The 19,720-nt window shown below is 55.6% G+C and carries 23 protein-coding genes; 9 read left to right on the top strand and 14 right to left on the bottom strand.

The window, feature by feature from the left end:
- Positions 1–2: 2 nt before the first annotated feature.
- From AC1MKH_RS04690 to AC1MKH_RS04625, 14 genes are all read right to left on the bottom strand, one after another.
- Positions 3–470 (bottom strand): hypothetical protein, encoded by a 468-nt coding sequence (locus AC1MKH_RS04690; protein ID WP_327621925.1) that lies wholly within the window; start codon positions 468–470, stop codon positions 3–5.
- A 2-nt stretch (positions 471–472) separates the two neighbouring features.
- Entirely contained in the window at positions 473–922 is a 450-nt protein-coding gene (locus tag AC1MKH_RS04685; RefSeq protein WP_327621924.1) for a GNAT family N-acetyltransferase, read from the bottom strand.
- 1 nt (position 923) lies between these two features.
- Complete coding sequence (locus AC1MKH_RS04680; RefSeq protein WP_327621923.1) at positions 924–2,912, bottom strand: phage tail protein; 1,989 nt, start codon at positions 2,910–2,912, stop codon at positions 924–926.
- Position 2,913: 1 nt separating this feature from the next.
- On the bottom strand, positions 2,914–3,477 hold the full coding sequence (locus tag AC1MKH_RS04675) for a phage connector family protein (protein ID WP_172707836.1): 564 nt from the start codon (positions 3,475–3,477) through the stop codon (positions 2,914–2,916).
- A 57-nt stretch (positions 3,478–3,534) separates the two neighbouring features.
- The gene (locus AC1MKH_RS04670; RefSeq protein ID WP_172707835.1) at positions 3,535–4,446 is read right to left on the bottom strand and encodes a phage capsid protein; all 912 of its coding nucleotides are present in this window, start codon (positions 4,444–4,446) and stop codon (positions 3,535–3,537) included.
- 239 nt (positions 4,447–4,685) lie between these two features.
- On the bottom strand, positions 4,686–5,084 hold the full coding sequence (locus AC1MKH_RS04665; protein WP_327621922.1) for a Gp49 family protein: 399 nt from the start codon (positions 5,082–5,084) through the stop codon (positions 4,686–4,688).
- 34 nt (positions 5,085–5,118) lie between these two features.
- Positions 5,119–5,961 (bottom strand): hypothetical protein, encoded by an 843-nt coding sequence (locus AC1MKH_RS04660; protein ID WP_232930736.1) that lies wholly within the window; start codon positions 5,959–5,961, stop codon positions 5,119–5,121.
- Positions 5,948–6,181, bottom strand: coding sequence for a Bbp19 family protein (locus AC1MKH_RS04655; RefSeq protein ID WP_054830269.1), 234 nt, complete (start codon positions 6,179–6,181; stop codon positions 5,948–5,950). The genes AC1MKH_RS04660 and AC1MKH_RS04655 overlap by 14 nt, the downstream gene beginning before the upstream one ends.
- The gene (locus AC1MKH_RS04650; RefSeq protein WP_327621921.1) at positions 6,178–7,803 is read right to left on the bottom strand and encodes a portal protein; all 1,626 of its coding nucleotides are present in this window, start codon (positions 7,801–7,803) and stop codon (positions 6,178–6,180) included. Before AC1MKH_RS04650 ends, AC1MKH_RS04655 begins: the two co-directional genes overlap by 4 nt.
- 3 nt (positions 7,804–7,806) lie before the next feature.
- Positions 7,807–8,037: a hypothetical protein gene (locus AC1MKH_RS04645; RefSeq protein ID WP_015571350.1), complete on the bottom strand. Its 231-nt coding sequence runs from the start codon at positions 8,035–8,037 to the stop codon at positions 7,807–7,809.
- 13 nt (positions 8,038–8,050) lie between these two features.
- A complete protein-coding gene (locus AC1MKH_RS04640) occupies positions 8,051–8,509 on the bottom strand; it encodes a hypothetical protein (protein ID WP_327621920.1) in 459 nt (152 codons plus the stop codon).
- 272 nt (positions 8,510–8,781) lie between these two features.
- On the bottom strand, positions 8,782–9,057 hold the full coding sequence (locus tag AC1MKH_RS04635) for a hypothetical protein (protein WP_327621919.1): 276 nt from the start codon (positions 9,055–9,057) through the stop codon (positions 8,782–8,784).
- A 300-nt stretch (positions 9,058–9,357) separates the two neighbouring features.
- Positions 9,358–11,535, bottom strand: a complete 2,178-nt coding sequence (locus AC1MKH_RS04630; protein WP_327621918.1) for a VapE domain-containing protein — start codon at positions 11,533–11,535, stop codon at positions 9,358–9,360.
- A 3-nt stretch (positions 11,536–11,538) separates the two neighbouring features.
- The gene (locus AC1MKH_RS04625; RefSeq protein WP_052895612.1) at positions 11,539–11,751 is read right to left on the bottom strand and encodes a helix-turn-helix domain-containing protein; all 213 of its coding nucleotides are present in this window, start codon (positions 11,749–11,751) and stop codon (positions 11,539–11,541) included.
- Positions 11,752–11,871: 120 nt separating this feature from the next.
- Here AC1MKH_RS04625 and AC1MKH_RS04620 point away from each other — a divergent pair, with 120 nt between their 5' ends.
- From AC1MKH_RS04620 to AC1MKH_RS04580, 9 genes are all read left to right on the top strand, one after another.
- A complete protein-coding gene (locus AC1MKH_RS04620) occupies positions 11,872–12,495 on the top strand; it encodes a LexA family protein (protein ID WP_327621917.1) in 624 nt (207 codons plus the stop codon).
- Between the two features lie 598 nt (positions 12,496–13,093).
- A complete protein-coding gene (locus tag AC1MKH_RS04615) occupies positions 13,094–14,017 on the top strand; it encodes a hypothetical protein (RefSeq protein ID WP_327621916.1) in 924 nt (307 codons plus the stop codon).
- A 2-nt stretch (positions 14,018–14,019) separates the two neighbouring features.
- Positions 14,020–15,324, top strand: a complete 1,305-nt coding sequence (locus AC1MKH_RS04610) for a DUF2800 domain-containing protein (RefSeq protein ID WP_327621915.1) — start codon at positions 14,020–14,022, stop codon at positions 15,322–15,324.
- Positions 15,325–15,338: 14 nt separating this feature from the next.
- Entirely contained in the window at positions 15,339–15,887 is a 549-nt protein-coding gene (locus AC1MKH_RS04605; RefSeq protein WP_047359770.1) for a DUF2815 family protein, read from the top strand.
- Positions 15,888–15,964: 77 nt separating this feature from the next.
- On the top strand, positions 15,965–18,031 hold the full coding sequence (locus AC1MKH_RS04600; RefSeq protein ID WP_327621914.1) for a DNA polymerase: 2,067 nt from the start codon (positions 15,965–15,967) through the stop codon (positions 18,029–18,031).
- A gap of 53 nt (positions 18,032–18,084) precedes the next feature.
- On the top strand, positions 18,085–18,846 hold the full coding sequence (locus tag AC1MKH_RS04595; RefSeq protein ID WP_023305497.1) for a TIR domain-containing protein: 762 nt from the start codon (positions 18,085–18,087) through the stop codon (positions 18,844–18,846).
- Positions 18,847–18,911: 65 nt separating this feature from the next.
- Positions 18,912–19,130 (top strand): ANR family transcriptional regulator, encoded by a 219-nt coding sequence (locus AC1MKH_RS04590; RefSeq protein WP_023305496.1) that lies wholly within the window; start codon positions 18,912–18,914, stop codon positions 19,128–19,130.
- Positions 19,123–19,362 carry a DUF7446 family protein gene (locus AC1MKH_RS04585; RefSeq protein WP_023305495.1) on the top strand — a complete coding sequence of 80 codons (240 nt, stop codon included), beginning with the start codon at positions 19,123–19,125 and terminating at the stop codon, positions 19,360–19,362. The genes AC1MKH_RS04590 and AC1MKH_RS04585 overlap by 8 nt, the downstream gene beginning before the upstream one ends.
- Complete coding sequence (locus AC1MKH_RS04580) at positions 19,363–19,665, top strand: PDDEXK family nuclease (RefSeq protein ID WP_023305494.1); 303 nt, start codon at positions 19,363–19,365, stop codon at positions 19,663–19,665.
- Positions 19,666–19,720 lie beyond the last annotated feature (55 nt).

Genomic DNA, 19,720 nt, shown 5'->3' with positions numbered 1-19,720 from the left:
GGTTATTTACTCCCTGCTTTTTTCCAGCCGTTATATGCCGTTCCGCCTGCGGATAGCAGAGAACTACCAGCGTTAATATAGCCAGACGTTGAAGCATTTTTGCCGCTTATGCGATCAGCCTGAGCCTGCGCATTCAGCCGAGCACTCTGGTTGGCACCATTCAAAATGGTTTGATACGCATCCTGTTCTGCATCACCAACGATGTCGGACTGAATACGCAGCGCCGTCCCTTCGCCGGTATCAACTCCGGACGCCGCTAATGATGCATTCGCCGCCGCGGCCTGTGCACGCCCGGCCTTGCGAATACGTTCAGCTTCAACTTTCGCCGCAGCTTTAGATGCCTCTGCATCGGCTTCAGCCTGAGCAGCCTGGTAATTAGACATTTTCTTCTGCTGTTGCCCGCTGTAAACCGCTCCGCCAGCAGCAAGGACAGAAGACGCAACAAGAGCAACCTCAACGCCAGTACACATACTTAAACCTCTTTGGAATAAAGCAGGCCACTGCGGGACAGGCCAAGGCGTGAATACAAATCACCGGTGCGCTCTTCATGTACGCCCGTGGTGATACCCATATTTATGAGCGCGGCTCCGTGGTCTTCGGCCCATGTGATAAACGCTTTCGCGAGACGCGGGCCAGCTGTACCGCCGCGATGCTCAGGCGAGATAAATAGCCCGTATTCAAAGGCCATGAGCTGGCGGCTGAACCACTGCTCAGCAATCCCCCCGGCTAGCCAGCCAATTACCGCACCGTCTTTTTCGGCCACCAGCAGACAGCCTGCAGGTGATGAAATAAGAGTGCGGGCGAGCTCTGCGCATTTTTCTTCATCGAATGGTGAATTCTGTGAATAACGGGACTCGATATACATCCGCGCCCCCAGCTCGATCAGTGCCGGGATATCCCCGGCCGTTGCATTACGTACCATGTCAGCCCCCGTTACTGGTGAAAGTGAAAATAATTGCAAGAAGATGGAATGGCAGCGGCTGGCGCTGCTGGATAAGCAGGGTATCTTCCCCGCGCTCCCAGCCGAGTTTCCCCCAGTAGTGATCGCCGGTGAAAAGTGGTGCGGGCTGGTTGAGGATTTTTGGACCGAACCTGCGGAACGGGATGACCTGGCCGTTGCACTCTGCGCCAGTAGTTTCGAGAAAACGCATAGTCACTTCGCTCGTACGTTTCTTCGCGTTTTGGGTGGTACCCTCGGTAGTGGAAACCTCAGGTGATAGCGTCTCAATCGTACTTTCAAAGTGCAGGCCAATCTCCACGCTTTTCGCGGGACGCGACAGAGTTATTTGACCAGAGGAAACTGTGTACTGCGGCATTACAGCGCCGTCGGCCACCACATCGACCGTCTGGCGCTCGAGATGGGCAAGACCGGACCACGTGGCAGAACCTGCGCTACTGGTGCCAGTCACCGCAGCATCGGTATACAGATTGCTGTCGAACACCTCTACATATCGGACGATCTGACCGTTTATCTCACGGCGAACAATCGCGTAGACCACATCGTCGGTGTCAGACGGGATGGTAGCCACCGATTCGAACGCACCATCGGTTACCTGACGTGACCAGGCAATTACATCCTGAGCGCGATCGATAGCCATGGTGACCGCAACGCCATCCGCCCTGACCATCCAGATAAACGCATCTGGCTGTTGCTGGTATGCCATGTCCAGCACGCCACCAGAGGTGATGTGCTCTGCCAGCACCGTCATATCGTTGGCGGAATAGGAAACAAAGCTGTCGGGATCGTACGCTACTGCGTAGAGTTTACGTCCAGCGCGCTGCACAAACATAATTTCGGTACCAACGCGAACCGGGCGGATCCCGTTGCAACCGTACGGACTTGGATTTTTCACCGAAATATTGGTCGGCGTAATGGCCGCATCATTGCCGGAGGTGATCGTAAACTCCCCGCCGTAGGTCAGCGCAATCAGGGTATTCATCTGCGCCAGATGCACAATCGGGTTGAGCTGGTCAGAAGACAGCGTGAAGCTGATCGCGTCATCGTCCTCGGTACCAATCTCAAAGGACAGGTAAACGCCCGTTTCGCTCCACCAGATTGTTTGCGGATATTTTGGCGAACCCGCCAGGACAAGACGCTGCTGGTATAGCGTCACTGCGCCGGGGTACCCAAATTCATTGGTCCAGACCGTGTCCTCACGCGTCCATGAACCCGGTGATGCCGCCTGCGTGGCGGTTAAGTCGCTGCGGATAGTACCAACGGCAACCTGCGGGCTGGTGATGCTTTTAATCAGGACCAGACCGCCATTAAGGCGAACGTATGAGCCCACGTCCTGAGCAACCCAGCCGCCCCCCGTAAATGGAGGTGTTGGGTTGGTGCCTGGATCAGCGTCGCTCAGCGTGAGCGTAATTTCAGAGCCCACGAATTCTTTTACGGACGGCTTACACCACTTCTGTGGTGTATCGCGCACCTCGTCGAATGGCTCAACGACAAATGGCGCTGGCTCAAGCACCCAGTCGGTTTGGCCGCGTCGCTGGAGACGATGCGGCTTAACAGACTGATGAACCAGAAACATGGTGTCAGCACCCTGCACATAATTTACGGCAGCCAACATATCGGCGGTGTATGGGCTGGCGATTTCATACGGCGTATTGTCGCCATTAACCAGCTGCTTACCGTTCTGATAAATGCGCATGTAGCCATCGCCGAATTCAAGCATGTAGGCCTGAGAACGGTTGAACACGTAGGGAATAAGGCGGGATTTTTTATTGCCGAATTTCGTGGCCGCCGCATATCGGGTGCCAGGTCTGCGGACAACACCACCCTGCACGACCACTACCGCGTTTTCGATAATCTTCGCGCCGTTGGCGTAGCGGGCAATATCAACGCGCCCCATCAGGCGTGGGGAAACTTCGCCAGCGGTAAAATTGGTTTTTATAAGGTTCGCGCGCATGTCAGAACCTCGACTCATAAGTTGGATAGCCGCCCAGCTCTTCCGGCGGTTCCTCCTGACCATCGACGGCTTTTGCCTGTTTCAGCAGGAGTGAGGCCTCCTGCGCCAGGCTATCGCGCAGGCTGGTAGACCCGGTTACTGCATAAGCCAGCTTGGACTGCATCATCATTTCAGCAACATCCACCAGCGCGGCGTCCCATGTGGACTCGTCCTCATTACGGAAGATATAACGCAGACGAATCACATCGATGTTTGCCAGCAGCCGGCTCCCCTCAATCCGGTAATCAATATCATCCCGTGGCTCGCCCACGGAGAGGACGCGTACCAGATCACCCGGCAAAGAAAACTGATAGCCGTACCCGAAGACAGGCGCACCGCTGACAGGTGAGAGCACAACGCGTTTTATCGCACAGTTCCAGGGGTGAGCGCGGAGTAATTTATTGCGAACAGTAGGGTAAAGGTTGGCGCAAAGACGAGCATGATCCGTGTCTTCGTCGAAATCATTTATAGGGTGAGCACCCAGCGCCAGAAGTGCGTTTGAGCAGATAGAGACACTCGAAGTCATGGCATAACCTCAGATGAAAAAAGGCCGGGGGTATACCCCGGCAAAAACGCCAGCGGCTTAAACAACAAAATCGATGGCGACGACTTTTTTCTCGTTGGCACGGCCAGCACCATAAGACGCATCAACAGAGATCTGAATGGTGTTGTTTTTATCGCGGCGTGGGCCGATATCGACGTTGTACTCAGCGCCGGTACCGAAATGCACAGCGGATTTACACCATGCGACGGCGGTTTTGGTGGTAACTGCCGGATCGCCTGCGGTCGCAGAATCCAGTTTTTCATATGCCAGCCACTTAAAGCCGAGCCAGTTACCGGACACAGCACCTTCCTGCAGCATTTTCACCGCCATGAAGTCGGCAGAAGTCAGCGTGGTATCGCTGAGGATCTGCGTCAGCATGTCGGCGTTGTAGGTGATATACAGCTCTTCACCGTTCTGTTCGTCGCACTCGTTGCGGCGGAACATCGCTTTCGCGGCGATCAGCTTGGCTTTGGTCATGCCAGTGCCACCTGCAACGATTTTCTGCGACGCAGGCAGCGCCACCGGTGCATACGCGCCGCCGCTGGACGTTTTACGCATCACAGGGTCGAGCAAAGCACGATAAACAACATCGTCTTTTTTGCGGTTGGAGGCCGCCAGGGTAAGCTGCAGATATGGCCCCTGCGGGTCGGCCAGCAGTTTACGCAGGTCACGTTTTTCAACTGGCACGAATACAGCGTAGTCCGCCATCAACGCGTTACGGGTGCCGGCTTCTGGCAGGTCCCATACGGTGTCACCGAAACGCGTGGTGATCTGCGTCATTTCGATGGTGCCCATATCGTTGATGGTGAACGCTTCGCCGGTGATCATCCCACGGTCGTTTACCGCTGCCTGCAGGCGGGAATCCTTCTGCTGCGCGGCGATTTCGAAAGAATCATGAAACTGCGTGATAAACGCAGCGGTGATCATGTTCTTATTGGCATCAAATGACATAACAATCACTCCAGAAAATATCGCCTGCTGGGGTATCGGTTTCCCGGCCCAAATCTGCACAATGCGGGTGGCGCTTACGCACTGCGGGAAAAATCAGGTATCCGGCGTCCCCGCCGGGCTGGTTGTGGGGAGATTGTTAGCGAGGTGTGCGGTCGGAATCCCGACCAAATGAAAAAGCCAGCGGGTCAGGCTGGCTTTTGCTGGGAGATGCGGAGAGTTATATAACTTCCAGGGCTTTGTCAGACGCCCCAGCATTGCTGATGATCGAAAAGTCGCTGCTTCAGCAGATAACCTTCCAGCATCCAGATCTTATTGACTGCGTTTTCACGGGCAATCTTGCGCCCAATTTCAGGATCGAAGTTTTCTGGGCTGGCGCAGGCGCTTTCTCCGGTGACGGTGAAGCCGTTCTTCAACACCAGAACGCAGAACGTGAGCAAGTCAGTAGATTTATGCGCGGTCCAAGCAGCGTCAACGCCCATGTTAACTGCCCGTATGCCGTCATAAGCCGTGAAATAATGTTCTTCGAGAATGACGCTATCTATGTGCTGCGGCGTGACGCGCGGCGCGGTTAAGCCTTTGGCCTGAATTTCTTGCTCGATAGCCAAGCAGGATGGTGCCGGGGATGCGGTTGATACCATGATATTCACCTTCAAAGTTATTTATCGTGACATGTCACGCTACGGTTTGATCGCCGTAACGCTTCTGGTAATACGCTTTGACCTTCGCAGATACGCGTTCGTGGTCGGCGTGTTTCGGGTCCATATACGCCGGGGATTTCATCAGATCGCGAATGGTCTGCTGCTCTTCGAGGTTTACATCGCCACCCGCAGGCGCATCTTCCTGCATTTCAGCACCGACTTTAGCCAGCATGCGGATAACCATCGGGTTATTGCCGATCTCGTCAATACGGCCTTTGTCGGCGTCGTCAGCCAGGGAGTTGAACGCGCGGAAAGCCAGGCCGATGTTTTTGTTAAACTCCGCGTCGGTTTTCCACACCTCACGCAGCTGCGTGCTGGCCGCTTCAGAATCCAGCGCAGCGGCACCGCCCACCAGCTCAGGAGCACGCTGCGCGTATTCACCCAGGATGAAACTCATCTGGTCATTGGTAATGCCTTTGGCGTGCGCAGATTTCATAAAGCTCTGCATACGAGGATCGGCTTTGAACTTTTCCCAGTTGAAACCCTCGACTTCTACCTTAGGCTCATACTCATCAGCAGTTTTTGGCGGCGTACCGACGCTGCCAAGACGTTTCTCAAGCGAAGTGTGAGCATCCGCCAGTTTGCGGGCAGAGCCCTCAATATTGAGTTTTCCGTCCTCGCCCATAACGCGATATTTTTCCGGTAGCCAGTCAGACGCGCCCGGTTCGCCCGCGCCGGTGCTGAGCAAAGAATTACCAGAAGGTTCGCCAGTACCTGGATTATTGCCGTTGCTGTTACCGCCATCGTTATCACCTCCACCGCCAGACTGTTCTGCCCCCTGCTCTGCGTTCATGAATAAGTGTTTAAGCTTCCACATCGTCTTCTACTCCATCGGCTCTGTTGATCTGACTGAGAATGAAATCGAGCACGGAACGCTGTCCGGCCCGGTAACATGTTTCGCGGTCACCTTCGGTACCGCCTTTCACGTACGCTTCGCGACCGAAGCGCCTGGTAAGTTCTTCCAGCACAGGCGCGCCGCCTGGCATTTCTTCAAAAATCCGCTTGTAATCGGCGGGTGTAGCCTCTTTGGTTCTCATTGGTTACCTGCCAGTCGTTGCCCTATTGCCGCGCCAGCGGTCTGCCCTGCGGCTCCGGCCGCCTCGGTGCCCGCCTGCATCATCAGCTGCTGCTGTGCGGCCTGCTGCTGTGCTTTCTGGCGCTGGTCGCGGAGATCCGCCACAGCATCGGACGAGCGAATAACCTTCGCCGGGACGCCCAGCGCATCGGCCACAACGCGCGTGGCCTCGTCGGTATCGATGAGATCAACAACGTCCTGGCTGATACCCGCGAGGTTCGCCACGTTAACGCCGAGGCGTTCGATTGCCGTCACGTCTTCCAGCTTCTGGGCGCGTGCCAGCGGTGAGATGTAACGCACGTTGAAATTGGCGTTCTGCAGGCTTTCAGGCGGCGGGGAGAAAACGCCAGCGCGGAAAGCGATGCCAAAGCAGCGCACTACCAGCAGCTGGAGGTATTCAGCCTGGAAGCGGCCATACACCGGGCCGAGCAACTGGCGAATCAGCGCGACGCGCACATGCACTTCGGTGGCGGTCATGGCTGGACCGTCCTGCGGCTGCAGTTGGTCGGCCATCATGATTTTGCGGATTGACGCCTGCAGGCGCTCTTCGGCAGTGAATGCCACGCTGAAATCTGAACCGGTCAGTAGCGGTTTCATGCTCTCGACGCTGTTCGCCACGATGATGCGACGCGGGCCGACTTTGACCGTACGCGGGTTGAGTACGCCGTCGTCTTCGGCAATCCACATGCCGGAGATAGCCAGATCCTGCGCGGCTTTCTCCATGCGTTTGGTTTCGTTCAGCTCTTTGCAGTCCGGCAGCGCGTCGTACACCGGGCCGATGCCGTAGGAGCCGCCGGGGATTTTCATCCAGCGCGGAACGCAGCACGGGAATTCGTGATAACCGGATTCGCGCACAATCTGCTTGTTGTTCACGTCGACGTTGTACGAAGCAAAGCGTATGTTCTTCGCCAGGCGGGCATCAACCATGTAGGTTTCGCGTGGGAAAATGCAGTGCAGGAAATCGAATTTATCGTCAGGCTTTTTCTTCGCCGCGTCGCGAATCTTCTCGCTGACCTTGTCCGCGCCGAATTCTTTGATGGCCTGTTCTGCGGTCAGCTGGTAGCGGCGGTAGATCGTGTCTACGATACCGTCTTTGCGGGTGGACGTGACATAGCACTGCGCCAGTGGCCATTGCTGGAAGGTGTAACCGCCCTCTTCGCGGTCCTCGTCGATGTACAGGACGAACCAGCCGGCACACACTACGTCGAGGTTCGCCTCATAGCCCTCGGCGTCGAAGTTGGCCGCGTGGATATTTTCCCATACCAGCGTTGCGCATTCAGACAGCCAGGCTTTGGCATCGTCCGGCAGCGATTCGCTGTCGAGGTTCAGCCATTGCGCGTTTGCCGGGGTCATACCGGACATGAGCGCCGAGGCCAGCATGCGGGCGCTGTCGGTGGCGGTGCCGTCCAGTAGCTTCGCCACCTTGTGTTTTGCGCTCTGAGCATCGAGCACTTCGTCAGAGAATCCCGCGCCGCGCAGCGGATAGGTGTAGTCATAGCACTCGCGCCAGACGCTTTCATGCTCCTGGCGGTTGGCTTTCAGCGTGTCGGAACGCTTAATCAGCTTAACGGCGAGTTCATCCATCAGTTACGCCCCCAGAGTGTTTTTCTGTTGCGCTGCCTGTGCGCCAGAGGACAGCAGAGAGCTGCCAGAATCAGCTGCACCCTCTGCGCCACTGGCGAGAAGGGACGAGCCTTTCTTGCGCTTCTTGCGCGCTGCAGCATCTGCGTTTGCCGCTTTTGCTGCTGCATCGGCAGCTGCATCCGCTTCGGCCTGCGGGTCGGTCTGTACGACCTTAGGTGCTCCACCTCCACACATAGCAATTCCCCTCTTAGTCCGGAACGTGCCAGCCGTGCTCAGTCAGAACGGGCTTACCCGTAACAGGCTGGCGCTTGCCCTCGTCGTTCGTCACGTAGCCCAGCGGCGCGGCGGGCTCCGCCGTGGTGGCTTTTTTGACGAGCTGGAGGAATTCGAGATTGTCGGTCAGCTGCTGGTCAGCCAGATCGGTGTAACCCAGCGTTTCAAAGCGGGCGATGATGGCCGCGCCCTGCTCGTTGATGGTACCCAACAGAGTATTGCGCTCAGCAAGTGCGGCATCGTCCAGCAGACTGGCAACGCGCTGCTGGATAACTTCCTGTTCTGCGCGCTGGCCGTCAGCGTTAAGCGTCTGGATCTCAGTCGCGATAAGGCGGTTCTCTGCGCCTGTAACCAGCTCTGCGCTTGTTGGCTGCTCTGCGCCCGTTTCAGGTTCCTGCCCCGGTACTTCGATAGGTTTCTTTGGTCGGCCCATTGTGGTGGCTCCTGTGATGATTGAGCCGTAAGTGTGAAACGGGGTCGCGGTCGGGATCCCGACCAAATGGAAGATTTGTTAAAAACAGGGCCTATTTAACTTATGTTGCGCGCACCAGCGAAATGGCACTCGTTAACGATTTAGCGTGAAGGGTTTATTTGTTGCGGTTTACTGGCGGGAAGGAGAGAAAATGGACTGCATAAATCGTGCATAAAACAGGGCGGTTTTTGCATAGCGTTTTTAACCGATGAACGCCCTGTTTTTGCAAGTTTTCATGGTGCCAGACGCTTAGAACGCCAGGAGTAAACGAATCGCCGTGATGTGACCTGCGCCGGCAGCTCGGAGCGCGGGCGCTGTGTGACGTAACACCAGAAGTCTATCAGCGCTTCGCCTGTGTGATGGTTCGGCGCTGCGCCCTGCTTCCAGCCGATGATAGCAGACTTCGACACATCGAGCTCTCTGGCAATCTCCTGCAGGGGAATGCCGCTGCGCGTGATGTCGTTAATCACCCGGAACCAGTCTGTTTTGAACGTTGCGACAACTGGCATAGGTCACCTCGCAAAACGCGCGCACGCGCGAGCATAGAGAGCGATTTTATTGAGCTTCTGGCGCTCGTTAATCGCCGTGGTGGAATCAAATCGTATTTGCATATCGATACCTGCAATAAATTACATGTTCATCGCTAGACCACCTGTGACCACCTAGACCGCTATTTTCTAACCTTTCCCCAAATCGACTTATATATATATATGGGGTTCTTAGTAAAAAGGTGGTCTAGGTGGTCTAGGTTGGCTTTCGCCTTAATTTACAGCACGTTGTGACTAGACCACCTAAATTGTAGAGGTGGTCTAGGTGGTACTAGTTTTCACCCAAACGCGTATCTGTTTGCCATTTACAAAGCGTCTATCTCGTAAATATCCGCAATTTTGCAAAACGTTACCTATTCGCATTTCTTCGCGTTTTCCGATATTGCGAGAATCAAGACCAATCGCTTCTTTCAATACATCGCTAGTAAGTAAAAATTCGCAGTTTCGCGGAATGTCGTTAGTCATCAGGTCGGGCGTGTCGAGCCATTTCTCGACCGTCTCGAGCCACGCGTCCTTAATGGTGTACTGCTCATGGACACTCGCACCGAGGCGCTCAGCATCGCGGAACTGGATGCCGCCGAGGCGCTTAAACGTCTCGCGAGCCTCAGCCCACAGCAGCAGCAAATCGCGCTTAATGGCCTGCACATCGACGCTTGAGACTTCGACAGGAAGCCAGCGGCGGTTACCGGTTTTGTCAGCGAGGAATTCGTCCTCGTTGGTGGTACCGACGAACACCAGACGACGCGGGAACTGTGTGGCGAACTCCCGGTATTTAGGGATCCAGTTCTCATGCGTGCGCGTCACGAATGCCTTGATGGATTCGAGCTCTTTGGTGTTGAGTCCGCGCAGCTCACCAATCTCCGCCACCAGACGCCCGCGCATCTTGCGCGCGAGGTCATCGTCTTTCTCAGCGAAAGAAATCTCAGTGAAGAACGCCGGGTCGGGGCTCAGCGCCTCCACACCGGAGGATTTACCGCAGCCCTGCGGGCCGACGAGGATCGGCACCATATCGGCTTTAACACCGGGCTCCAGCACCCTGCCCGCCAGCGCGGTCCACATGTACATGGACACTGCGCGGGTGTATGGCGTGTCGGCGGTACCGAAGTGCGTATGGTAGAAAGTTTCGATGCGCGGCACGCCGTCCCACTCCAGCCCGTTCAGCCAGGTGGTCGCCGAGTCGAAGGGCTGTTCGTCAGCGGCCAGCAGTACGACGTCGCGGATGAGCTCGCGCCCCACGGGTTTAAAGCCGCGCTTTTCCATCGTGATGCGCAGGCGCGCATAGTCCGCATCGGTGAACGCCTGCCACTGGCCGGAGCCAGCCGGGGCGAACATGATTTCGTCGCGGAACTGGTCAAAGCGGATATCGATGTCAACAAAGTCAGGACGCACAACGGCTTTGGCCGCGTTGCTGATGGTGGCCTCGATGCGGCCCCACTTATCGCGCTCGAACGCCGGCAGCGGTAATGGTTCTGCAACATCGGTGCTGGTCAGATCTTCGAAATCGTCGTTTCGGATCCCGATGGCGTTAAGGAAATCGCCGTCGTCGCGATGCGCACAGCTGGCGTGAAGGCACTTGAAATGCCCCTGCTCAAATCCAGCAGTACCGCCCGGGAAGTAAACCGTACTGGTCGGGTCACCGCCGGTGCTGTGGCCGTCTTCGAACGGGCAGCGGATATAGCGCTCGCCGTTCGCGCCGTCCAGCAGCGTCCAGCCGTTGGCGTCGAGATAATCCGCCGTCTCATCGGTAGCGCCTGGCGTGAATGTTGAGCGGTCTCGCATCTTCGTGCTTCCCGCTTCGGTGGTGACCGACACTGGGAGCTGATCCGCCAGGCGCTGCCACAGCGTTTCGAGCTGGTCAGCAGTTATGACCGGGGGCTCGTCCGGCAGCCCACCGTCCCATTCAATACGTGAGCCGCTGCTGTGTGTACCGCAGGCAACGAACTGTTGCCCGTTCGCCAGCAGTTCGATAATCCCCATATCGCCCGCCAGACGGTGGATGCGCTTACGGAAATCGCCGTCAACGGCCAGCAGGTACAGGCATTTGTTACTGTTGGCGCGCCAGCGACGCGGCGGCAGCTCACCAAGCAGCTGCACCAGCGTTTTGCGAATATCGGCCTGAATGTCTTCGTCTTCGCTGTCACAGTCCAGCGCCAGCCAGCCATGACCTGTACGCACGCAGACGCCGTAATCCGGTTCGTTCGACCAGCGGGCAAAGTCACGCTCAGTTACTACGTGCTCTGTCCAGTCCTTGATCCCGGTAGCCATGCGGTCGCGGTTATACAGGCTTGGCGTTTTGCCAAGCATCTTGAGTTTGCTATTCGGGGATATGGTCGCGCCCGGGTTGCACACGACCGGCAGCAGCTGGTCAGTACGCCCCAGCACCAGGTCGAAGTGGAACCATTCGTCAGGCGTCGCCCCCCAGATCTTTTTCTCTGGCATGGGTTACGCCTTTTTATCGTTTTGTGAGCCGTGCAGCAGCCAGTTGGGGTCGCAATCAAGCGCAACGGATAATTCAAGAAGATAGCGAGGGCGGGAGATAACACCGCTTTCGATCCTGTTGATGGCCTGCTGACTAACCCCTGTTAGCTCAGCCAGTGTGACCTGCGTCATTTTGAGCTCTTTACGTCGCTCTTTTAATCGGGTAGCCAGAGTCATAGTTATCACCTCATACAATTTTAGTGGTATTTAGCAACAACTAATGATGTTTGTCAAATACAACAAAAATTGTATTTAATAATAGGAGGTCATAATTTCAACTCTTACAAGGTATTAAAAATGTCTCTCGCAGCACGCTTCAAAGCCCGCCGTATCGAACTCGGAATGACACAAACAGAAGTCGCAAACTCTGCGGGGGTTAGCCAGCAATCAATTGAGTCGATAGAAAGCGGACGTACCCGAAAGCCGCGTAACCTTCTCGATCTGGCTAAGGCTCTGAAATGCAGCCCGGACTGGCTATTGAACGGTAAGAACATAATGCCGCTAGCTGAAATCAGCACCAGAAGAATCCCTGTGTTGAGTTACGTACAAGCGGGTTGTCTCACTGAAGCAAGAGACGTTACTGACCTGACTGGAGAGTTTGAATATGTTCTGGCTGATGCAGACGTACCCGAAACATGTTTCGCTCTTCGCATCGATGGAGACAGCATGCAACCAGAGTTTAAAGAAGGCGATATCGTTATTATCGATCCGGATCTGTGTCCTACCCCAGGAGAATTCGTGGTTGCCAAGAACGGCGGCCATGAGGCCACATTCAAAAAATACCGCCCGTTGGGAATAGGTGTTGATGACTTCGAGCTGGTTCCGCTTAATCCAGACTATCCTGTTTTGCGCAGTGCTGACATGAAGTTACAGATCATTGGTGTCATGATTGAGCACCGCATTTACCGTCGTAAACGCTAAAACCCCGCCTCCGCTGGAGGGCTTAGCAGCCCTCCTCATGTCTATCTTGTAAAATCTTACAAACTAAATTCATTTGAATATCAATAACGTGGTATTTCCACGTCAATAAATACCACATTTGTGGTTTACACAATACAACTCAAATTGTAGATTTAACTCCAAGAAGTAATCGCTCTTTAACAAACAGAACCGCGTGACAGGTAAGCCGCTGTGCTCCTGGCAAAACGAAATGGCACCCGATGGGATCGAGGTAAGCGCCGAGTCCGTATGCGTACGGTAAGCGTAGAGGACCACACCGCGACGAGCTGATAAGTCACGCAAGTTGAAACGCCCCGATGATGGGGCGTGCAGTGAATTTATCAAGCGTCTGTCAGGCGCTTCATTAAGTCCATTGCATTGCTGTGTGTAGTCTTTGCCCCTCGCAAGAGGGGCTCTTTTTTGGAGCACTACCGATGAAACCTGAACACCTCCACCGTCTGACGGGGCGCGATGTGCTCCGCTGGCGCCGTAAACAATTCGACATCTTCACCGGTCTGGCCCTCGCTACTGCGTTCGGCCTGGCTATTACCTTCATTCTCCTTGTAGCGAGGACCGCAGTATGAGCTTAGAAACCAGTCTCGAACTTAACAACCAACTGCTGACGCAGCATAACGCCCTGCTTGAACGCCTTATCACTGCCCTGGCCTCTGGCGTAGCGCTTCGTCCGGACACCGTCGCGCAGGTTCAGGAATACCGCGAAACGGTACCGGAAACCAAAGCGCAAAATACCGTTATCCGCAAGGTTACGCTGGACGATCTGGAGTTCAGCGACATTATCGCCCTGGCTGCATTCTACCCGACCCCGCAGGAGCTCAGCGAAACAATGGTCCAGCGCGTTGTTGATTACCGCGACGCCGAAGGCGATAAACGCGTTGTGCAGATCGACGCACTGGACAGCGCCCTGCAGGGTGTTAAACGCGCTGGCCATCTTAACAAGCCAGCGTTACTTGACCTGTCGCGTAACATCCTGCGTTTCTGGGACGATTTACCAACCATCGCGGCACGCCGTGAATTTGCCGAGCGCCTTCTTGATGCCCCAGCAGACGGTCGTCATGAAGTGAAGCCGAAGAAGGCGGACAGCAAAGATGAAGAACGCACTGGACCGTTCTACTGCAAGAACGTCGATGGCTCCGCCGCCAGTGAACTCCACACCTTACGCAAGCTGAATGAACTGCTTAAAAAGGGCCATATCGAGATCACCCGCGTTGAATACCTCCAGCTGCAGGAAGATTTTGCGCGTAAAAACGCGGCAAAAAGCGGTACCGAAACGAGTGATGATGCCGGGGATAACACTGACACGCAGACCGATTTTTCGGCGCTGCGTAAAAAGGCCGAAGGGTTGATCCTCCAGCTGGCGAAAGGTGGTTACCGTGCCGAAGCGGTGGCGATTCTGGAAAAACAGGGTGCCAAAAAACTCGGCGAAGTTGCTGACGAGAACCTCGCAGACGTGATCGCTCAGGCTGAAAAAGCACTGGAGGGTTAACTATGCAGGACGTTCATGCACGACTTTCTCCGTCTTCAGCGCATCGGTGGATGCGCTGCCCCGGTAGTCTGGCGCTGGAAGCCACGCAACCGGATAAGAGCTCTTCATTCGCAGAAGAAGGTACAGCAGCGCACGCGCTTGGCGAAAAGGTGCTGCGCAACCGTCAAAGCCACCCGGAGCACTATGCGGGTTGCAATGTCGCTATGTTCCTCGGCTCTTATCCACTTGCCGAGCACCCGGATGATACTTCCGGCCCGCAGGTGGATGAAGAAATGGTCGAAGCCGTTGGCCGTTACGTCGACACCGTCTGGGCGCTGTCGCAGGGCAATGAACTGCTTGTCGAGCAGCGTGTCGACTTCTCCCATATCGTGGGGGTCGAAGAGTCCTTTGGTACCGCCGACGGCGTAATCATCGCGGGCAACGAGCTGCAGATCCACGACCTGAAATACGGTAAGGGTGTGCGCGTCGATGCCGAGCAGAACGAGCAGCTGCAGCTGTATGCCCTGGGCGCGCTCGAACAGTTCAGCATGCTGTACGACTTCGAGACGGTGCGCCTGTTCATCCACCAGCCGCGGCTTAACCACGTTTCAGAGTGGGCCCTGACGGTGGAAGAGCTACAGGCGTTCGGCGAGCGAGCGCAGGAAGCGGCAGCCAGTGTGATCGTGATGTTCAACATCGCCGATTGCGAAGGGGTCGAAACCCTGCCGCTGGAAAACTTCACTCCGGGCGAAAAACAATGCCGGTTCTGCAAGGCAAAAGGCGGTCTGTGTACCGCTGAGGCGCAGGCCAGACTTAACGATGTGAAAGACGATTTTGTCGACCTGACCCAGCCAGTGGGCGAGCAACTCGCAGAGGCAGTTAAACGCGTGCCGCTGCTGACTGCCGAACAGCTGGCGGATATTTACAGCCAGGTTGGCCTGATTGAGTCTTTTTGCAAAGCGGTCTGCGACCGGGTGAACAGTGAGCTGAACGCCGGGCATCCGGTACCGGGGTTTAAGCTGGTTACTGGTAAACAGGGTAATCGCGCCTGGAGCGATGAAGAAGCCGCCCGCGCGCTGCTGAAAGACCAGTTCCGATATAAAACTGAGGAGGTTTTCGACCTTAAGCTGATTAGCCCGACCAAAGCCGAGAAGCTCATCAAAAAGGCCAGCCCTCGCCGCTGGACGAAAGTCGAAGCGCTGATCACCCGCGCTGACGGTAAGCCTACCGTCGCCCCCGAGTCCGACCCGCGCCCAGCGCTCAATCTCAACCCTATTAACGATTTCGACGACGTGTCCGACGATGCGCTCGCCGCAGACCTCATCTGATTAAGGAAACAACCATGAAAGTTAAACTGCAAAATGTTCGTCTTTCCTTCCCTGAATTGTTCGAAGCAAGCCAGGTTAACGGCCAGGGGGATTTCAAATTCCGTGCATCCTTCCTTTTGCCACCTGACCACCCGGGCAATAAAGCCATTGAGCAGGCTATCAAGAAAGTCGCTACGGACAAATGGGGAGCCAAAGCGGATACCATCCTTTCCCAGATTCGCGGTAACCCTATGCGCTTCAACTACCGTAGCGGCGATGAGAAAGCCGATTACGAAGGGTATGCGGGCAACATGGTAATCAGCGCCAGCAACAAAGCGCGGCCATTGGTTATTGATCGCGATCTTTCCCCGCTCACTGCTCAGGACGGTCGCCCTTATTCTGGCTGCTACGTTAACGTCACCATTACCATTTTCGCATATGAGAATAACGGTAAAGGTATCAGTGCTTCCCTCGGTGGCGTTCAGTTCTACAAAGATGGCGATGCGTTCAGCGGCGGCGGAGTGGCAAGCGCTGACGACTTCGACGATATCAGCGAAGGCGCAGATGCCGACCAACTGATTTAACCATTCTCCCACCCGGCCACGCGCCGGGTGTTTTGCAAAGAGCGTCCCTTTTTGCAAAGCACCCTCGAGGAATATCTATGTCTGAAACCATTCTCTGGGGCGACCTGGAAACCTACTGCGAAATACCCATCACGAACGGCACGCACGCTTATGCGGAAGGTGTCGAGGTGATGCTGTTCGCCTGGGCCATCGGCGACGAGCCGGTTAGCGTCTGGGATCTGACTGCTGGCGAACCTATCCCCGGCAGGCTTCAGAAGGCTATCGCCGACCCCGATACCCTGCTTTATTTCCATAATTCGCACTTTGACCGCACGGTGCTGCGCCATGCAATACCGCGACTTGCCCCTGATGTAACGCGCTGGCGTGACACAATGGTGCAGGCGCTGGCGCACGGCCTCCCCGGCGCGCTGGGCGCGCTATGCGAGGTGCTGGGCGTCCCGCAGGACAAGGCGAAGGACAAAGAAGGTAAAGCGCTTATCCAGCTATTCTGCAAGCCACGTCCGAAGAACAGCAAACTGCGCCGGGCCACCAGCAAAACCCACCCGGAAGAATGGCGGCGCTTTGTTGCTTACGCCGGGCTGGATATTGAGGCTATGCGCGAAGTACATAAGCGCCTGCCGAAATGGAATTATAAGGGTGCAGAGTTGGCGCTCTGGCATCGTGACCAGCAGATCAACGACCGCGGCGTTTGCATGGATGTGCAGCTTGCGCAGGCGGCGATCGAGGCGGTAGACCTCGAGCAAAAACGCCTGGCGAAACGCACGCAGGTGATGACCGATGGCGAAGTGCAGGCGGCCACGCAGCGCGATGCGCTGATTACGCACATTGTTGAATCGTACGGGGTGGAGCTGCCGGACATGCAGCGCAGCACGCTGGAGCGCCGTATGGCGGATCCTGATTTACCGTCTGCGGTGAAAGAGCTGCTGGCTATCCGCCTGCAGGCCAGCACCACCAGCACCAGTAAATACAAATCGCTGATGAAGGGCGTGAGCAGTGACGGTCGTCTGCGCGGCACGCTGCAGTTCTGCGGCGCATCGCGAACAGGACGCTGGGCCGGGCGGTTGTTCCAGCCCCAGAACCTGCCCCGCCCTTCACTTGAGCAGGACCAGATAGACGAGGGCATCGAAGCGCTGAAAGCCGGATGCGCCGATCTGCTGTTCGATAACATCATGGAATTGACCAGCTCGGCGCTGCGCGGTTGCATCATGGCCCCCGCAGGCAAAAAGCTGGTGGTTAGCGACCTGTCGAATATCGAGGGGAGAAAACTGGCCTGGCTTGCCGGCGAGCAGTGGAAGCTGGACGCGTTCCGCGAGTACGACGAGGGGACCGGGCCGGATCTGTATAAACTGGCCTACGCCCGCGCCTTCAATATCTCGCCGGACGATGTTGATAAATACCAGCGTCAGATCGGCAAGGTGATGGAGCTGGGCCTCGGCTTTGGCGGTGGCGTTGCGGCATTCCTGACTTTCGCCCTGGTCTACGGCCTCGACCTCGACGAGCTGGCGAACGCCGCGCTGCCAAACATCCCCCGTGATGTCATCCGCGAGGCAAAAAGCTGGTACGACGAATCGGTTAAACGTAAATCGACCTTTGGCCTGTCCGAACGTGTATTCATCGCGTGTGACTCGCTTAAGCGGCTGTGGCGCAGAGCCCACCCGGCAACCTGCGATTTCTGGTACGAGCTCGAGCGCACCGTCCGCACAGCCATCGCCACACCGCAAAAAACACTGTACTGCGGTTATCTGAAAGTCCGCCGCGATGGCGCATGGCTGCGCATCCAGCTGCCATCCGGGCGCGCACTGTGCTACCCGTCCCCGTCCATCGAGAAGGGGAATATCACCTATCAGGGCGTTAACTCCTACTCACGCAAATGGCAGCGGCTCAAAACCTACGGCGGAAAGCTGGTGGAAAACGTCACTCAGGCGGCTGCCCGCGACGTTCTGGCCGGAAACATGCCGCTGATCGAGGATGCCGGTTACAGCATTGTGCTGACGGTACACGACGAGGTGATCACTGAAGCGCCGGACACTGACGATTTTAACGATACGGCGCTCTCCGCGCTGCTCTCCACTAACCCCGAATGGGCGCCAGATATCCCGCTGAATGCTGGCGGCTTCGAGGCGTACCACTACCGTAAGGATTAGCTGATCGCTGTCATTGCTGCTTTGCCAAATATTGCTTATTTTATAGGAAAATAATGATGCAGGATCTCAATGAAATGGCTCTCAAATACCCACACCCTGTCGAAACTTTTCGTCAATTTTTAGTCGAATCCGGATTTGATGTTACCGGAGAAGAAAACAAAGCCGGTCATGATTGTTATCGTTTAAGTAATGGTGCCATCATAACGCTTTACCACACCGGAACGATTTTGATTCAAGGCTCACAAGCGGCAAAACCAGAAGTTGAAGCCATTATTAATGAACACTTGGGTAACGCGCCAGCTCAACGAGTTCAGCCAGCCCTGGTTCAAGAGCCAGCCAAAAAGATTTTCATCGTTCACGGTCACGACCATGCAGCAAAAGAGCAGCTTGAGCTCATTCTTCATAAGCTTGGGTTACCTGATCATTTTATTTTGCAGAATACAGGTGGCACTGGACTTACGATAATTGAAGAACTTGAGCGTGAAATTGGTCAAGGGCAGACAGCGACTCGTTTCGGCATTGTTCTTCTCACTCCCGATGATGTGGGATACTCCAAAAGAGACGGTCAAGAAGCAGCCCTGCCCAGGGCTCGTCAAAACGTAGTTCTAGAAATGGGGATGTTGTTATCATCACTCGGCCGCAGTAACGTGGTCATCTTGCAGAAGCAACACCTTGAACAGCCTTCTGATGCTGCGGGTATTCTTTATCTCAACTTTAATGATCATGTTCGAGAAACTGTACCTCGCTTAATCCAGCGCCTTAAACAGGCCGGTTTCACATTTAATGAAGCTCAAATAGCGAACGCTTCATCTTAATCAATCATTTTCCTAAAAAGTAAAAAGCCCTGCATTTGCAGGGCTTTTTACTTGAGGTAACCCCTATGTCATTTAAATATCGGGACAGTCCGCTTTATTACCGGACTGCGCGGGAGGCTTTGCGCCTTGAGCAATCAGGCGAGTATGGCCGGGCGGCGAAGGTCTGGGCGAAAGCCAACCGCGAATCACGTAACGAACTGAATCAGGACTGGAGCGAACGCCGGTCTGATTTTTGCCTGATGCAGAACATGCGCGAAAAGCGTAGGGAGGTGAATGATGCGTAATACAGCGAAACTACAACTGGGGTTCTCCCCGCTATCCAAAAAGATCATGTTGGCAAAAATGCGCGATGTTGACGGCGGTCGCTTGCGTGTTGGCAATGACCCTGGGCGTGACGTAACGAACGAAGCCGCGCAGTTAGTTTGGCAGCTGGTAATGGCAGAAGGCGGCGAAATTAGCTGGGGTCTTGATGATGGTAGCCGGATGGTACTGAGGGCTGAAAAGCAGGTGAAGTAAATGGCCTACGAACGTGAAAGCCTTATCGAAAAGCACCTCGTCACCGAAGTAAAAAAGGCTGGCGGGATCGCCTTTAAGTTCGTGTCACCCGGTCGCCGCTCGGTACCGGATCGAATTGTCCTGCTACCTGGTGGCCGCCTCGTCTTTGTTGAATGCAAGGCACCCGGCAAACCACCACGCGCCGACCAGTTGCGCGAGCACGAACGGCTCCGCGCGCTGGGCTTTACCGTGGTGGTACTGGATAGCAAAAATCTGGAGGGGATATTGTGCGAAAAGTCCAACGACGCAGTAAATTCCGCCTGATCGGCGGCCTGTACGATGGCGCTATGGTGATGCTGTTTACCGCTGGCACACTGGA

It is taken from the genome of Pseudocitrobacter sp. CD920760 (assembly GCF_057782505.1).
Note: the sequence above shows the minus strand (reverse complement) of the source record. Positions and strands in the feature narration are given on the sequence as shown.

Coding starts and splice junctions, on each gene's coding strand:
- AC1MKH_RS04665 (WP_327621922.1), bottom strand. CDS start 5,084: ATGGTATCAACCGCATCCCCGGCACCATCCTGCTTGGCTATCGAGCAA.
- AC1MKH_RS04655 (WP_054830269.1), bottom strand. CDS start 6,181: ATGAGAACCAAAGAGGCTACACCCGCCGATTACAAGCGGATTTTTGAA.
- AC1MKH_RS04675 (WP_172707836.1), bottom strand. CDS start 3,477: ATGACTTCGAGTGTCTCTATCTGCTCAAACGCACTTCTGGCGCTGGGT.
- AC1MKH_RS04605 (WP_047359770.1), top strand. CDS start 15,339: ATGAAAGTTAAACTGCAAAATGTTCGTCTTTCCTTCCCTGAATTGTTC.
- AC1MKH_RS04660 (WP_232930736.1), bottom strand. CDS start 5,961: ATGTGGAAGCTTAAACACTTATTCATGAACGCAGAGCAGGGGGCAGAA.
- AC1MKH_RS04630 (WP_327621918.1), bottom strand. CDS start 11,535: ATGCCAGAGAAAAAGATCTGGGGGGCGACGCCTGACGAATGGTTCCAC.
- AC1MKH_RS04620 (WP_327621917.1), top strand. CDS start 11,872: ATGTCTCTCGCAGCACGCTTCAAAGCCCGCCGTATCGAACTCGGAATG.
- AC1MKH_RS04610 (WP_327621915.1), top strand. CDS start 14,020: ATGCAGGACGTTCATGCACGACTTTCTCCGTCTTCAGCGCATCGGTGG.
- AC1MKH_RS04585 (WP_023305495.1), top strand. CDS start 19,123: ATGCGTAATACAGCGAAACTACAACTGGGGTTCTCCCCGCTATCCAAA.
- AC1MKH_RS04640 (WP_327621920.1), bottom strand. CDS start 8,509: ATGGGCCGACCAAAGAAACCTATCGAAGTACCGGGGCAGGAACCTGAA.
- AC1MKH_RS04635 (WP_327621919.1), bottom strand. CDS start 9,057: ATGCCAGTTGTCGCAACGTTCAAAACAGACTGGTTCCGGGTGATTAAC.
- AC1MKH_RS04580 (WP_023305494.1), top strand. CDS start 19,363: ATGGCCTACGAACGTGAAAGCCTTATCGAAAAGCACCTCGTCACCGAA.
- AC1MKH_RS04615 (WP_327621916.1), top strand. CDS start 13,094: ATGAGCTTAGAAACCAGTCTCGAACTTAACAACCAACTGCTGACGCAG.
- AC1MKH_RS04595 (WP_023305497.1), top strand. CDS start 18,085: ATGATGCAGGATCTCAATGAAATGGCTCTCAAATACCCACACCCTGTC.
- AC1MKH_RS04650 (WP_327621921.1), bottom strand. CDS start 7,803: ATGGATGAACTCGCCGTTAAGCTGATTAAGCGTTCCGACACGCTGAAA.
- AC1MKH_RS04685 (WP_327621924.1), bottom strand. CDS start 922: ATGGTACGTAATGCAACGGCCGGGGATATCCCGGCACTGATCGAGCTG.
- AC1MKH_RS04680 (WP_327621923.1), bottom strand. CDS start 2,912: ATGCGCGCGAACCTTATAAAAACCAATTTTACCGCTGGCGAAGTTTCC.
- AC1MKH_RS04690 (WP_327621925.1), bottom strand. CDS start 470: ATGTGTACTGGCGTTGAGGTTGCTCTTGTTGCGTCTTCTGTCCTTGCT.
- AC1MKH_RS04645 (WP_015571350.1), bottom strand. CDS start 8,037: ATGTGTGGAGGTGGAGCACCTAAGGTCGTACAGACCGACCCGCAGGCC.
- AC1MKH_RS04600 (WP_327621914.1), top strand. CDS start 15,965: ATGTCTGAAACCATTCTCTGGGGCGACCTGGAAACCTACTGCGAAATA.
- AC1MKH_RS04670 (WP_172707835.1), bottom strand. CDS start 4,446: ATGTCATTTGATGCCAATAAGAACATGATCACCGCTGCGTTTATCACG.
- AC1MKH_RS04625 (WP_052895612.1), bottom strand. CDS start 11,751: ATGACTCTGGCTACCCGATTAAAAGAGCGACGTAAAGAGCTCAAAATG.
- AC1MKH_RS04590 (WP_023305496.1), top strand. CDS start 18,912: ATGTCATTTAAATATCGGGACAGTCCGCTTTATTACCGGACTGCGCGG.